The organism is Flavobacterium frigoris PS1 (assembly GCF_000252125.1).
Classification (GTDB): Bacteria; Bacteroidota; Bacteroidia; order Flavobacteriales; family Flavobacteriaceae; genus Flavobacterium; species Flavobacterium frigoris_A.
In genome coordinates, this window is sequence record NZ_AHKF01000021.1 from 36,364 (window position 1) to 50,921 (window position 14,558).

The following is a 14,558-nucleotide window of genomic DNA, read 5'->3' on the forward strand; positions in this document are numbered from 1 at the left end:
AAAGATAAACTTACTGAAAATAAACGTATTAATGAAGTCTTATTTTGTTAAAAAGGATATAATTGTAGGTCGTAAACTACATTTATTCGAAACTGCAATTCGTGTAATTCTGGATCGTAAAATGCAATAGAAACAGATTCAAATTACTTTTATAGAGTAAGATTTTGTTATTTTTAGGAGCAGAGAAAATGCACGCTGAAAAACGTTTTGTCCTGCTGTGCGCTATATTCTCGATAACAAAAACTACGGCCAAAAAAGCCTTGTTTTTCTAAATCGCGAGATATCGCTTCCATCAGGGCTAGGGAAGACGTTAGTAGCCTTTAACTACAACCCAAACTCTATTGGGAGTTGCTTCCTTTTTAGTCATCAAACATTTTGCAAGCAAGCATATCATTAAATAATCCTTTGTTGCTTTTTCTTAATGTAAGGCTATACTATAAGTCCTGATAGATATACTTAACTCAAAAAAGTTTAGCTACTTTTGCGTTCGCACTGGTTTATTTATATTTAACTAACTGTTAATCAGGATTAAAATCTTAGCAAGCCGGTTACTGTAAGCTCCAGAACTATCTGGAGCTTTTTTTGTTTGCAGCAATTGAACGCTACTTCACAATGTTAGTTTTTAGTTTTGCTGCTTATCAGAAAAACCGAATATTTAAAACTGGAAACGTTTTTCTTCCCCTGATTCTGTATATTTTATCGAAAAATCTAATGTTTTAAGGTTGGCTATTAAATGTGCATATTCGCCCTCATTTTTCCAAAGAATATTAATCTCTTCTTCAATTGTATCATTAAAAGTAACAGTTCCAAGGAACGCTTTTGAAGTATTTCTTAATCGAATGATGTCTAATTGTTTTGTAACTACTTCTTTCTTCAGACCTTCTTCTATATCTTTTATAGTTAAAGTGGTTCTATTAATTTCTTTGTGTCCATCTTTTCCAGCCTTCGCAACTGCTTCATGATCATTGGCTCCGGCAAAAATATCTAAATACCAAATTTGAGGAATACCTGGCATAAATAGTTGAATAGCTCTTGCCAATAGTAGTTTTTGCTCGCTTTCGCCTAGTGCGCTAAAGTACGTTGCATTTACTTGATAGTAAGATATTTTTTTACCATCTGCTCCATAAAGATTTTTTACTTGGCCACCACGTGAAATGATCAATTCCATCAAATCTGAAATCTCAGCATCTTCTAGGAGTCCTTTTTGGTACAAGCCATTTACTTCTTTACCTTTTAAATCTAACACTGGTATACCATCATGACAACCAAGCATATTAACTGTTTTGAAGCCCTTAGAAATTATTTCTTTAGCCCAAGTCATTAGCGCTTTATTCGTGTTTTTTTCAATCGCATGTATAGTTAGTCCAGGTAGGAAAAAATCATAAATAGAATATCCTTCATTAGCAACCTCATCATGAAGGTGCATTCCGAACTCTGCATGAATTTCAGGAAGCAAAACTAAATTATTGTTTTTGGCAATCTGATTTATTTTCTCTAAATAATCCCAAGTTCCTGGTTTATTAAAAAAGTTAGTTTCACCCACTTCTTTATGTAAATAAGCAAATGCATCTAATCGCAAAATTTGACCGCCATAGCTTGCCACTTTGGCCAATACTTCTTCATAAAATTCCCAAACTAAAGGTGATTTAGCATTGACATCCATTTGACCTAAATAAGTACGATTGCGATTCACTATTTCTAGTACTTCGTCTTTATAAGTTGATTGATCTCTCAAATCTAAAGTTTGTAAATCTTGAGCTTCATCAATAGCATTATTTACTGTATCACAAATAAGTAAGGCATTTTCGGGACTTAAATTCAGTATCGATTTTAAGTCAGTTGTTGTGATTTTTTGGAAAGTAATTTTTTGGTAAAAGGTATTCCAATATGGTTTTTCTTTTCCGTCAGGAAACAAAACTTTTAAAATAGGAAGTCCTGATTTTCGCATAAAAAGCTTGTCTAAAAAATTCTTTTTAGGAACGATTATACCGTCGGCGTTTAAGTCTCCATTTCCTTCCCAGAACTCATTCCAATCAATGAAAAAGTCTTTGAATTTAGACTGATCCCCATTTTTAATTATATCTTTAAATTGGGGAGAAGCAACCGATAAATGATTTAAAACAATATCAAACTTTAGCATGATATTCAATTCACGTAAAGCCACTAAATCTTCTTTTGAAACTAGCTCTTCATTGATGTCATAATTTATGATGGAAAACCCTCTATCTAAGTCACTATTAAAAAAGGTAGGCAAAACGTAAAACTGGGAAAATGTATTTTTGAATTGAGGCATTTTTAGCATGCTAACAATATCACTCAAATTAGTTCCAATACTATCGGGATACGCATTTAACATTACCCCATTGCTATTATTTGTTAGACCGTTTTTATTATCGTTTAATACTGTCATTTCTTTTTATTAAAAATTATGGAATTGGAATTTTAGAATAAGCTGCCTACTGCCTAAATACAAATTCATCGGGTTTTGAGCAGTCCTTGGATTAAATAATCTTAATTTTGTTAGTAATGATTCCAAATATACTAAACAATTTCTTAAAATATATCCAAAACAGGAAATGGAAGAATACCGATTAATTATTTTGTTTTCAGAATATCGATTGAAAACGATTTCGTAAATCCCCCTTTTTTTAGAAACGATTTTATTACGATTTAGGTTTATATTAATTGTTTTTTTTCGGCTACAGAAAAAAATCCTGTTATAACGATTGACAATAGAGTGCTATTTGGATAATTTGTGTGCTTGACCATTTGGCAAGCGCATTGATTTGTTCTTAAAAAAAAGTTGGCATAAAAAATTGGGGAGGACTTACGACCTCCCCAATGATTCTATATTGTTCTGACAAAATCTAAAAAGACTTTTTTATGTAGTTCCAAATCCATAGTAGGAGATAGTGATGCCCGAACAATGTAATCTTTGTCACCTTCTTTAGTTGTCCCTTGAGTAGAGGTAGCTGGTATTGTCCAGTAAACACCATTTAACTGTCCGTAGCTCACGCAGAACTTACTTTCATTAGGGATTTCTGTAATCATTAAATGAATTAACTTCAGATTTAATTCTCTTTTATGAGCTTCTTTTTCCTCGGGAGTATTCCCTTTAGTAGGAAGATCTAATGAAAACACAGATGGAGTAAAGCCTTGTTGCGCCAGTTCTTCTGAAACAAAATTGATTTTTGCTCCCGGCAAAACTTCGTGGATAAAATGTACAAATTCACGGGTGTTTTTATACGCATCCTTAATTCTTTGATTCATTGAAGGCAATTGCTTAGCCAATATTTCATATTGAAGAGGGGTAGCTTCATTATCGCAAAGTAGTAGGTGCTTTTCAATTTTGCCCATTAAAGCTTCAGTTTTTTTATTTCCTACACAGTAGCCAGCAGTACATTGCCCGCCACTTGGAAATTTCGAACCACTGGCAAATGAAATTGTCCTAACATTTGAAAGTACGTCGTCTTCACCTAAAAAGTGCACATTAGGACAAAAAGTTTGGTCTAAAATAAAAACAGGGTCTATCGCAATTGTACCAGTTGTCGTTTTGCGAATTTTACTTAATACTTCTTTTAGTTGTGTAAGATTTGGCACTTCAACTCTAGGGTTTGTTGGAATTTCAGCGATGATGTAGGGGATAGCATTTTCGCTTGCTATTTTATCTAAAATTATAGCAATACTTTGCACCATATCGTTACCACCATCTACGGCTAGATCGACAATTTCAACATTATCAACGCTAGCAGCTACTCGCCTTGCTTGGTCATTTGTTCCACCATAACAATTGGGAGGAACAATAATTTTAATTGCCTTTCCTTTGTGTTTTTCGAGTGCGTCATCTATTAGCCCCATTAAAATCGCGTATTGAATAGACAACCCACTAGAAGCAACTAATGGCTTTGTATGTGCACAGGTAATTTCTGTAATAGAATTTAAAACAAGTGCTTTGTTGGTGGCGACTTCTTTTTTACTAGTGTCTATAGTAGATTGCCCTATTAAAGACTCTAAGGCAACAAGACTATTGGCTGGTGTCATAGCGATGCTCTCTCTTCTTCTTACATGCTGAATTTCTGGAATATAACTTTCATTTTCTTTGCCATTTACTAACAAAACGCTTCCCAATTGACCATAAATACTAACGAAAAAGTCGATTTTTGGATCGAGATCAATTGTACTAATATTTTCTTGTTGTGAAATAAAAATAGTACTTCCTTCAAAAGCAGAAATGGCTTCTACACTCTCTACTTTGTTTAATTCAAACTTATAACCATAAACATGCTGCAGCACTTCTTTATCAAAAGCATGAGGTAACTCACCTGTGTATGCGATTTGGGTGTTTTTATTGTCTAATAAGTTTTTTCTTAAAATTGCCAAAACAGGAATCGTCTTTGATGAAAAACTGATTGCATTTTCTGGTTTAATATGTTGCATGTGAGCAATTGCCCATTCTAGTACACAAGATAAAGGATGACCTAGTCGAATATAGTCGTAAGCAGTAGGCAATTCGCTCAGTGCTGATATTGTAGCATTATTGTCATTATATAAAGTTTCAAACTGGTCTAAAAATTGCGTTTTAGCCAATTTTTCGTCATAAATATCTAGGCGATGGGTGGTTATATTTAACCAGCCAGTTGGCTTGTTTTTTAAAACTTCTTTAATATAATTTAGCATTTTATTCTCTTTCATAACTTCACTTTTAGATAGACCTGCAAGGTACATGAATTCCATTTATTCTAAAAATGTAACAAGATGTTTTTGTAGCATTTTGTCTAAAGTTCCTGTAACTTCAGATGTGTTTAAGACGCGTTGATTTGTTGAAAATTTTTAGTGCAGAAGAAGTTTACTATCGAAATGCAATAGTTCTTATAAAATCGAAATTAAATCTAAAGGATGGTCTAAAACTTTTTGTGCGCCATTGGATAACAATTCTTCTTTAGTTCTATATCCCCAGGATACACCTACGGCATACATATTGGCATTTGTAGCTGTTTGCATATCAATATCTGAATCTCCTACAAAAATGATTTCTTCGGGTTTCAATTTTAACTTTTCGCTTATTGCTATAGCTTTAAATGGATTGGGCTTTTTAAGTGGTTCATCAGTCAAACCAACTATTGGATTAAAATAGTTAGGAAATAGAGCAGTAGTAATTTCTTGAGTTAAATCCTCCGCTTTATTTGAAAATACACTTAGTTTAATATCACGCTCAATTAATTGATCCAATAATTCAAAAATCCCGTCATATTGTTTTGTTTTACGTGTACAAATAGTTCGATATTCTTGTACCATCAAATGGTAACAACGATCAATTTGGTTTGCATCGTTATGGTTTCCAGGCAAGGCTTTACTAACCAAATTCCTAAGGCCGCTACCAATAAAATATTGAAAATCTTGATAACTATGAGTAGAGTAGTCAAGGCTTTGCAATACATTATTCATAGCATCCGCGATATCTTCAAGCGAATTAACTAATGTTCCGTCTAAATCAAAAATTATTCCTTTAAATCTCATTTGTTACTTTTTTATTTAATCGAAAGGATATGTATTTCAATTATGTTGTCGTTTCGCTCAAAGATAGGAATATTGTTATTTTTAGTCTACCCTTTTTTATTTATTCTTGTTTTAAAGTTGCGCGGCATTATGATAATTAAACGAATCTACCACCAAACAATAAAAAAAGATAAATAGGTTTCCTTATATTTTTGCCAGCACAATAATGCTTGTTTTTCTTGTATGCTTGTAGCAATTTTATTTTCGATACTTTTATAATCGGTCCAAATTTCATTTTGCGAAGGATCCATTCCCCATTCTTTTTTTGAAGGTAAATAATACACTTTTTCTACATTATCAAGGCTAATAAAAGTCTTTGAATCTAAATAATAGCCTTTAATAGCTTTCTCGTAAGCGGGGTCTACTTTTGTTTTAAATGCATAGGGAACAAACAATGAAACTAGCAAACATAAGGATTGAGAAACGCGGTTGATGTCGATACTATCAAAGTTTACAGCTGTAATGCTGTGGTACAATAAAGGAAATTGTTTTGTTTTTAATTTTTCTAATTTCTCGCTTAACGAATCGTTTCTATTGGGACCTATCCAGTTATTTATGGCCTCCGAAGAGATTGTAGGGTCAAAAAGGTAAAATTTATAAGCTAGTTCCAAGTGAATTATCTTGTTTTCTTTGACGTTTTCAATGATGAAATCAATTTCTCCTATGGTTTTTTGCTTTTCAATTATTTGAGAATTTTCATAAACTACTTTGTAATTTGTGGAGGCTTGAATCAATTCAGAAACAATTTTTTCGGCTAAATGCCCTAATCTTATATTAGTTGGTAATTGGAAATCCAACTCATTTGGAAGGATTAATACTGACAAATCAAAAGTAGGTAAAGCAGTAACTGAAGAGTCCAAACTATCCGCTTTTAAAATTGACGCTATTCTCGATTTAGAGTTCATTTTATATGGAATTACTATTTTATTGAAAGGTAGTAAATATTTGGAATTTAAGTCGAGAAGTCCAGCAGATCTAGTTAAACCTAAAGCTTGTTTGCAACGGATATCCGCTTAGTTCTACTAGTTCATTTAGCAGAGAGACCCAAATGATAACTACAAAGAGATGCTAAATTTTAACTTGTAGATAACAAATATTAAATATGGCAGAAATCAAAATGTAAGCATTTTGTCATTGCGAATTGTTCACAGTTGGGGAAAGCAATGGCATCCTGTATTTTGATTACAATTGGTTTTGATTTTGTTTGTTATCCTACAATGCGGTAGGGTGAGTACTAATTTACAAGTAAAAAACTATCTTTAAAATAAGTCTAAGCCCACAATTTTGCTAAAAGCCTGTTGGAGGTAGACATTTTTTCCATTAGTCTGTTAGATTTAAATCTTTTCTTAATTCGTATTCAACTTCATTGTCGTCCAAATCTGCAATTTTAATAAAGTTAAGTTTCTCAATAAGTTTTATTGCTTTTTGATTTTGTTTAGTTGTTATAGCCCAAATGCGTTTTAGTCCAATATTATTTAGTCCAAATTGAATTGCTAATAACATTGCAAAAGTCATATAACCTTGTCTACGGTATTGAGCTAATAAAACACAACCCATTTCTCCTTCGCCTTTGTCAAGTCCACGATAATAACCGCAAGTTCCAACAATTTTATTTGTTAATTTGTCTACAATACCCCAGTGTATTGAATTTCCGTTGCTATAGTCCACATTTATTTCGGCTTGCATTTCTATTGCTTGTGTCAGTGTTGTAGCTTGAATAGAGTCGTAGAATGAAATTTCAATAATGTCATTGATGTCGGAAAACTGAATTTGTCGCAACAATATTTTGTCGTCCGAAATACTTGGAAAATTGTCGTACGGTGGAAGTCTCATTTTGTTTGTTGTAGTGTTTGTATGTGCTTACCGCTAAAGTTTTGCGGCTTGGCTATGTAGCGTATTAAGGAAGCTTAAACTTTCGGTTAATGAATAATTGCAAGTACAAAACTATCTTTAAATTAAGCCTAAATCCACCATATTACAAAATGTCTGTTGTTTGCTGTTTTTTATATTTACTCTAATGCTTTAATAAATTGTTTCATTTCTTTCATTGTACCAATTGTAATTCTTGACCATTTTCCTTTTTCTTCATAAATTTTAGTTCCTAGAATATTATTCTTTTTTAATTGCTCAAAAAGGTCTTTGTTGTAATTCTCTAATGAAAAATAAACAAAGTTTGTGTGCGACGGAATACAACGTATTTTTAAATTCTCCAATTGATCAACTGTAAATTTTCGTACTTCATTATTAAATGTAATAGTATCTGTTACAAATTTATCATCCTTTAATGACGCTAAAGCTGCTGAAGCCGAGACAACACTTACACTACCATTTGTGGCAAATTGCAATTGACTTATTTCCTTAATGGTATCGGGATGTGCTATTGCATATCCAATACGTGAACCTGCTAAGGCATATATTTTTGAAAAGGTTTTGGCAATAATTAAGTTTTTATTCTCCGTTACAAGATTTGCAAGTGAGGGTTGGTCGGTAAAATCTAGGTACGCTTCATCTACTAAAACTTTCGTCCTTTTTGTGGCTTCATTTATGAAATTTAGAAGTTCTTCACTTGCACAAATTGTTCCCGTTGGGTTATTAGGATTGCATATATAAATCATTTTCGTATCAGTGTCAATTGCATGTAACATTGCAGATAAATCATGTTTTTTATCTGCTGTTAATGGGATTGCAATTTTTTTAAGACCTGCATTTTCAGCTGTTATTGTCCAATAATCAAAGGTAGTTTCCGCAATAATTAAATTTCCTGATTTTTTAGAACAATACAAGGCAACTAAATTTAAAATTTCGGATGAACCCGCACCTAATAATATGTTTTGGGCGGTTAAATTATGCTTTACGGCAATTTTTTCAATTAGTTCGTCTAACATTTCCCAATTATAACGATTGCTTATATTTATGTTTTTCAACATAGCATTTTTTGCTAATGTCGATGGACCATAAGGATTTTCATTAGACCTTAAACGAATTGGGATTAAATTATTTTTATCATCAATTATGTTTTCTGATTTTGGAATTGCAAAATTCTCTAATGGTATAATTCCAATACCTACAAATGCTAATGCAGTTTGTTTTAACCAATTTCTTCGGTTATTCATAATATTTAATTAAAAATGTTAAACACAATATTTTAATATTACTCAATATGTCTATTATTTTTAAATTTGTTACAATCTTCCCCTTGTATTTCTGTCGCTCGAAAATAGCACATACCTTCCCGCTGCTTTGAGATGGTGTGAGGTTCGTAACCACTCAGTTTTCGGTTTAACGAAAACTTGATGCGAGACCGTAATTCCACTAAACTCCAGCTAGCTCAAAATGGCGGTTGGCGGTTCGTTGTTTTATTCAAGTATTAATGTTCCGTCTTCTGATAAAATTATTTTACCAGCTTTTTCAATTTCAAGCGTAATGTCTGGCGAATTTTCCTCGACAATAATATTTCTGTAAATTATGTAGGTATACTTTCCTTGAACAAAAGTAATAGAGTGATTTCCACCATTTCCATCAAACTCTAATTCTCCATCGTTCAAGACTATGTCTGGTTTTGAAGTTTCTTTTTCACTTATTTTCCAGGAAGCATATCTGTATTTGTGATTAGTAACCTTATCAATTCTAATTAGATAATTTGTCGTCTTTATTTTGTAAGTCGGGCTTTCGAAAGTTTTTAGTGAATTGTATAAGTATTCTTTTTCTCTGTCTATTAAATCTTTCCTTAGTTTTTTTTCAAAATCGCTTTGATAGTTAATCGCTGTTATTATTCCGTCAGAATTAGCCATCCACAAAACACCATTGTCTAACATTATACCTCTCCAACCGACTTCTGACCATTGCTTGATTTCAGAATTAGCAATTTTGTCAATTAGAACTTGGTCAAAAACTTCACTAAACCTTTTCTTAAATTCTTTTTGGTTCTTAATAGGTGGTATTGGATATGCTCTGTATAACGGGAAATTAATTATACTTGAAATTTTTTCAATGTTTTTCGCCTTGAATAAAGTAATAACATTATTTATACTGTCTATTTTGTAGTCTTCAAGTTTTTCATTGTCTTCAGACTTTTCTTGTTTAGGCATCCTATTGTTTGTTGTGTCAGCCGATTTTTTATCTGTTGCTGACGTGTTTTTATTTCTCGGTTGGTTACACCCGAAAAGCAAAAGTCCAAATACTATAAATATCAATTTTAAAATTTTCATTTCTTTTTCATTTCTTTTTCTGCTCGTTTGTTCCACAATGACCGCTAACGTTCTGGCACTACAGCGGGTTTGGTATTAAATTAAGCCCTATTTTCGGATTTGCAAAACTTCCAAATACAAAACCAACTTTCCATTAAGCCAAATACCTAAATCAGTTGTAGTGGCTGTTATGCCTTGTTTTTCTTTTTCTCCTCAATTATTTTTTCCACTAAATCCCGGAACGTTTTCACTTCTCCGATTAGTAATTCTTGTATTTCAGGTTCAAAAATGTTAATTGATTTCCAAAATCCTTTTGTTCTTGTTTTGGCTCTTATTTTCGTTTCAATTTTTTCTATTGGTCTTGTCCCTGTCAAAGTAATTTCTTCCAAAACTGGTGAAAAATATTTATCCATATATTCAACCAAACTTGAAGAAGGCTTGAGTTCCGAAACATCAACACCTTTTTGTTTTAAGTTTCTTTTTATCGTCAAAAATACACCCGCTTTAATACAAGGTTGTCCAAATAGTTTCTTTGGTTCGTAACCTTCTTTTACTGCGTGATTGGAAATTAGTTCACAAACATCAATTAGTTTTCTGCTTTTTGCGGGTTCTAAATTGTCAAACCATTCTTTTTCGGTTATGTCAATTCGGAATTCTTGATTAAGAAATTCACCTAGTTTCTTCCATTCTAATAAGTCGTTAGCCCATCTCCATTCTCTTATTGTCATTTCTGCTGTTATTTCTGCCCACGGGTCTGCTTCGCAGTCAAGTGGACTACAAAGTCTATGTTGTTCTTTGAAAATTTCAAGAACTTCTTCTGTCGAATATTTTTCTGTAGTTTCTTTCATTTCAAAATAAGGCATAACGTTCTGGGACTACAGCGGGTTTGGGACTAAATTAAGCCCATTCTTCGGATTTGCCAAATATTCCCAAATACAAAACCATTTTTAAATTCAGCCAAATGCCCAAATCTTGTGTAACGGCTGTTACGAGCAGTTATTGTTTTGCGAGACCACAATATATAGTGTGTTTTCGGCGGATATCTTTGACCCAATACTTCTTTCTGTTGATGTTTTTCTCAAATAAGTCCTTATTGAGAATTAAAATTTCCCATTGATAGTATTTGCTTTCATAAAGTTGTAAATCCCAATCATACGTTCTGTCAAATACACCTTCTCCTGGAAAATCGTTGCAAATAGTGGCTGCATATATTTTGTCACCAAAGATTTTTTTATCTTCTGGTAGCAGAACGTCAAATTCTAATATAACTGCATTTTTCTTTGAGTCTTTTTTGTCACAGGCATCGTAAGAAATTGATTTTACAAGTTTGACTTTTATGACTTTATCTTCAAAAGGGATATTCTGATTTTGAGCTTTGACATTAAAGCTTACAAATAAAAATAGTAATGTTATAATAATCTTTTTCATAATTGCTGGTAACGGATCGCCACTTAGCGATGTTGCAAACTTCGTAACCGCTCAATTTTCGGATTAACGAAAACTTGATGCGAAATGATAATTCCACTAAATTCCAGATAGCTCAAAATGGCTGTTGGCAGATCGGTTTTTCTTTTGAAAGGAATTTTTCAATTTCAGAACATTTTGAATTTATAGAAATAATCGTTTTATTTTTTTATTTGCAATTTTTACAGTGTCCATATTTCTTTCAAAGTCTTTATTTTCACTTAGCAATTTAAAAATTTCTGTTTTAAAATTATAGATATCTGTATCAATTTTATTCAGTTTTGATTTTTCTAAATTTACTTGTGTTGAGATAGAAATTTCGCTTTCTATTTTATTATCTATAGCTAGAGTAAATTTGTCATTAAAATTTGGCATTATTAGCGGTTCTTCACCAAAAACATTTTTTTCGCCTTTAAAAGTGTCAACATTATATTTAAAAATCAATTTTCTTATTTGGTTTTTCTCATTTTTAGATAATTCTATTTTATCCTTATAATCATTATACCAGTTAATTTTAAAATCTCCAGTTTTCAAATTCAATTCATAATTTGAATTGGAAATATATAAATCAAAATTTTCTTGTCTTTTTGAACAAGAAAGTAGAATGAAAGTGATTAAAAATAGAATTTGATTCTTCATAATTTTTCAATTAAATAATTTTCTTATTCAGTTCTACCAGACTGTTTGCCAACGTTATGCCAGTTTGAGGTGGCTGGAAAATCGTAACCGCTCAATTTTCGGCTTAACGAAAACTTGATGCGAAATGGTAATTCCATTAAATTCCAGCTAGCTCAAAATGGCTGTTGGTGGCTGGTTATTTTGTTGAAATTACAATTAAACCGCAAACTTTTCACGCTTCTGTTGACAGAATCCAACTTTCACGTTTTCTTCGTCTGTTCGCTATTGCTCTGGTCTGCTTTCGGTTTGTAATTTTCGAAGTATTATTTTTAATTATTCACTTTTTATTTTCTGCGCAGAACTTTTCAAGTTTCTATCGGCAAGTTCCAACTTTCACCCTTCTGTTTTTGAGGTTTTAGTTTTTCAAGTTTCTGCTGGAAAGTTCCAATTTTCACGCTTCGTTTTCTTACTGCAGCTGGTTTGGGCTAAAATTGATTATTTAAAATATTTTAATTTTTTACAGAATAGAAATTCCTATCCAATGCATAATAAGCATTATTACAACAGTTATTCCAAAACTGCACAAAGTAAGAATACGCCAATAAACGGATCTTCCATTTCCAAATCTCCAAATTCTTTCACCAGCTTCTTCTCTGTTTGATTTCAAAGTTAATTTCGACAATATATATGTTGAAATAATAAAAATAAAAATGGCAATTAACCAAAACTTTATCATAATTTATATTTTTAAAATATCATTAAATTCTCTCGTATTTCTTAAAATTACCGCCAGCTGCTTTGTAAACTTTCTGCGGAAACAAATGCTTATTTTCAAATCGAATTACTTGCGTAATTTCGGCATAACTAGCATGTAACGTTCCTTTGCTACAAGTGGTTTGGGATTAAATTAAGCCTTGTGTTCGGATTTGCTTAAACATCCCAAATACAAACTCATTTTCAAATTAAGCCTATTGCCCAAATCAATTGTAGCAATTGTTGTAGGCAGTTTTTTTATTTGGCTTGTATTATTCTCACTCCATCAAAATAATCACCATTTTGCATACTTACAACTAGAATTCTTTCAGAATTAGTATTGTTTTGCTTTAAAGTAATAATAATTTTTTTTCCATCTTCTTTTCGTTCAACTTGGAAATCTGAATTTGCAATCACAAAATTTTTAGAAAGTTTTTCAACGTCTGCTAATTCAATATTTTTATTGTTAAGAGAAATACCACCCAACCACCAAAATGTTGATTCGGTTGTAATCGTAATAGAATTCTCATTGGAATTTAGAGTTGCTGTCTTTTGAGATAATTTAATATTGTCATCCCATTTTCCAATAATTTCCTCATTTTCACTTTTAGTGCAAGAATTCATAAAAAAACCGATTAAAGCAAGAATTCCATAGATGACAATTTTTTTCATAATATTTTGGTTTTAATTGTTTTTAGCGATTCGGTTTTAAAATTGCCTACAACGTTATGCCACTTTGAGATGGCTGGAAGTTCGTAAACACTCAGTTTTCGGCTTAACGAAAACTTGATGCGAAATGATAATTCCACTAAATTCCAGCTATATCAAAACAGCTGTTGTAAGTAGTTTCTAATCAATTGTATTTTTTGATAATATGTTTTCAATTATAATATTTTGAAATTTTTCCGGTTCTGATTCTTGGATTGAATGTTTAGAGTATTCAAATAAATACAAATCTTTCTTTGGTGTTTTCATTTTCTCAAAATACTCTTTTGTGATTTTAGTAGATGTTTGAATATCATCTTTTCCAACAAAAAAATATACTGGACACTTTACTTCAATTAAGGTCTTCGGTAAATTGATATTCATTACTTCTTGCCATACAGGAAACCAAGTTTTAGTCCATTCAAGAAAAAAATCTTTAAAGTTATCTTTAATTGCGTAATCTTTTCCATCCATATCAAAAAGCCATTTTCGAATGAAAAATAAATCTTCAGCTCTTTCAAATGGAATCTTTACAGTAGATAGTTCTTTTAGTGCAATTTCATTATTTTCATAAACTTCTTTTAATCTTATTAATAATAGTTTTTCGCTTGCCATTTGACTGACAACTGGATTTATAGCTAAATACGAATGTAAAACTTCAGGATGTTTCTCAACTATGTAAAAACCTAAAATGTTACCCCAAGAACATCCAGCTAAATATATTTTTTTCTTTTTTAGTTTTTTAGAAATAAATTGAATTACTTCATAAGTGTCGTTTTCCATTTGGACAACTGAAGGTTGAATAGGAGAGGGATTTAATTCTAAAGTTTTACCTGCGCCTCTTTGATCCCATTGCACTATTGTAAATTTATCTTTTAGCTTGTTGGTATATTTACTAGCTGAGTTCATCATTGACCCACCTGGCCCTCCAGATAGAAATAATAAAACAGGTCTTGTACTATCATCTGTTTTAATTTCGACAAATTGTTTGACTCCTCCAATTTCAACAGTTAAAATAGTATCAATTTTCACAACTATACTCTCTCTGTTTTTTAAGATAGATTTTTTATGGTTTTCTATATTAAAACTACAAAAGAGAATAGTGATAATTAATAATGTTAATGTTTTTTTCATTTTAGGGGTGATGTTTTTTTTGAAATTACTTACAACGTTTTGCCACTTTGAGATGGCTGGAAGTTCGTAACCGCTCAATTTTCGGCTTAACGAAAACTTGATGCGAACCGATAATTCCACTAAACTCCAGCTAGCTCAAAA

General features: G+C 31.7%; 13 protein-coding genes. All 13 read right to left on the minus strand.

The genetic code is table 11. The annotated features are described in order from the left end of the window. Positions 1-655 precede the first annotated feature (655 nt). Positions 656-2,410, minus strand: coding sequence for a hypothetical protein (locus HJ01_RS13885; protein WP_007139097.1), 1,755 nt, complete (start codon positions 2,408-2,410; stop codon positions 656-658). 437 nt (positions 2,411-2,847) lie between these two features. Beyond that, positions 2,848-4,692, minus strand: a complete 1,845-nt coding sequence (locus tag HJ01_RS13890) for a PLP-dependent transferase (RefSeq protein WP_040473998.1) — start codon at positions 4,690-4,692, stop codon at positions 2,848-2,850. Positions 4,693-4,869: 177 nt separating this feature from the next. Continuing rightward, positions 4,870-5,517 (minus strand): HAD family hydrolase, encoded by a 648-nt coding sequence (locus tag HJ01_RS13895; protein WP_007139099.1) that lies wholly within the window; start codon positions 5,515-5,517, stop codon positions 4,870-4,872. A 146-nt stretch (positions 5,518-5,663) separates the two neighbouring features. Then, entirely contained in the window at positions 5,664-6,461 is a 798-nt protein-coding gene (locus HJ01_RS13900; RefSeq protein WP_050855238.1) for a DUF1853 family protein, read from the minus strand. 415 nt (positions 6,462-6,876) lie between these two features. Then, positions 6,877-7,389 (minus strand): GNAT family N-acetyltransferase, encoded by a 513-nt coding sequence (locus tag HJ01_RS13905; RefSeq protein WP_007139101.1) that lies wholly within the window; start codon positions 7,387-7,389, stop codon positions 6,877-6,879. A 176-nt stretch (positions 7,390-7,565) separates the two neighbouring features. Beyond that, a complete protein-coding gene (gene hisC, locus HJ01_RS13910) occupies positions 7,566-8,669 on the minus strand; it encodes a histidinol-phosphate transaminase (protein ID WP_007139102.1) in 1,104 nt (367 codons plus the stop codon). 243 nt (positions 8,670-8,912) lie between these two features. Next, positions 8,913-9,764, minus strand: coding sequence for a hypothetical protein (locus tag HJ01_RS13915; RefSeq protein ID WP_100208580.1), 852 nt, complete (start codon positions 9,762-9,764; stop codon positions 8,913-8,915). Between the two features lie 167 nt (positions 9,765-9,931). After that, a complete protein-coding gene (locus tag HJ01_RS13920) occupies positions 9,932-10,591 on the minus strand; it encodes a hypothetical protein (RefSeq protein ID WP_040473999.1) in 660 nt (219 codons plus the stop codon). Positions 10,592-10,739: 148 nt separating this feature from the next. Further along, the gene (locus HJ01_RS13925) at positions 10,740-11,171 is read right to left on the minus strand and encodes a hypothetical protein (RefSeq protein ID WP_007139106.1); all 432 of its coding nucleotides are present in this window, start codon (positions 11,169-11,171) and stop codon (positions 10,740-10,742) included. Positions 11,172-11,351: 180 nt separating this feature from the next. Then, positions 11,352-11,741 (minus strand): hypothetical protein, encoded by a 390-nt coding sequence (locus HJ01_RS13930; RefSeq protein ID WP_138984274.1) that lies wholly within the window; start codon positions 11,739-11,741, stop codon positions 11,352-11,354. Positions 11,742-12,342: 601 nt separating this feature from the next. After that, positions 12,343-12,561, minus strand: a complete 219-nt coding sequence (locus HJ01_RS13935) for a hypothetical protein (RefSeq protein ID WP_007139109.1) — start codon at positions 12,559-12,561, stop codon at positions 12,343-12,345. A 275-nt stretch (positions 12,562-12,836) separates the two neighbouring features. Continuing rightward, entirely contained in the window at positions 12,837-13,250 is a 414-nt protein-coding gene (locus tag HJ01_RS13940; protein WP_007139110.1) for a hypothetical protein, read from the minus strand. Positions 13,251-13,427: 177 nt separating this feature from the next. Next, entirely contained in the window at positions 13,428-14,417 is a 990-nt protein-coding gene (locus HJ01_RS13945; protein ID WP_100208581.1) for an alpha/beta hydrolase, read from the minus strand. Between the last annotated feature and the right edge of the window lie 141 nt (positions 14,418-14,558).

Excerpts from the sequence above, each read along its gene's own strand:
- HJ01_RS13925 (WP_007139106.1), bottom strand. The coding sequence starts at position 11,171 with ATGAAAAAGATTATTATAACATTACTATTTTTATTTGTAAGCTTTAAT.
- HJ01_RS13945 (WP_100208581.1), bottom strand. The coding sequence starts at position 14,417 with ATGAAAAAAACATTAACATTATTAATTATCACTATTCTCTTTTGTAGT.
- HJ01_RS13935 (WP_007139109.1), bottom strand. The coding sequence starts at position 12,561 with ATGATAAAGTTTTGGTTAATTGCCATTTTTATTTTTATTATTTCAACA.
- hisC (WP_007139102.1), bottom strand. The coding sequence starts at position 8,669 with ATGAATAACCGAAGAAATTGGTTAAAACAAACTGCATTAGCATTTGTA.
- HJ01_RS13885 (WP_007139097.1), bottom strand. The coding sequence starts at position 2,410 with ATGACAGTATTAAACGATAATAAAAACGGTCTAACAAATAATAGCAAT.
- HJ01_RS13890 (WP_040473998.1), bottom strand. The coding sequence starts at position 4,692 with ATGAAAGAGAATAAAATGCTAAATTATATTAAAGAAGTTTTAAAAAAC.
- HJ01_RS13900 (WP_050855238.1), bottom strand. The coding sequence starts at position 6,461 with ATGAACTCTAAATCGAGAATAGCGTCAATTTTAAAAGCGGATAGTTTG.
- HJ01_RS13940 (WP_007139110.1), bottom strand. The coding sequence starts at position 13,250 with ATGAAAAAAATTGTCATCTATGGAATTCTTGCTTTAATCGGTTTTTTT.
- HJ01_RS13895 (WP_007139099.1), bottom strand. The coding sequence starts at position 5,517 with ATGAGATTTAAAGGAATAATTTTTGATTTAGACGGAACATTAGTTAAT.
- HJ01_RS13915 (WP_100208580.1), bottom strand. The coding sequence starts at position 9,764 with ATGAAAATTTTAAAATTGATATTTATAGTATTTGGACTTTTGCTTTTC.
- HJ01_RS13905 (WP_007139101.1), bottom strand. The coding sequence starts at position 7,389 with ATGAGACTTCCACCGTACGACAATTTTCCAAGTATTTCGGACGACAAA.
- HJ01_RS13920 (WP_040473999.1), bottom strand. The coding sequence starts at position 10,591 with ATGAAAGAAACTACAGAAAAATATTCGACAGAAGAAGTTCTTGAAATT.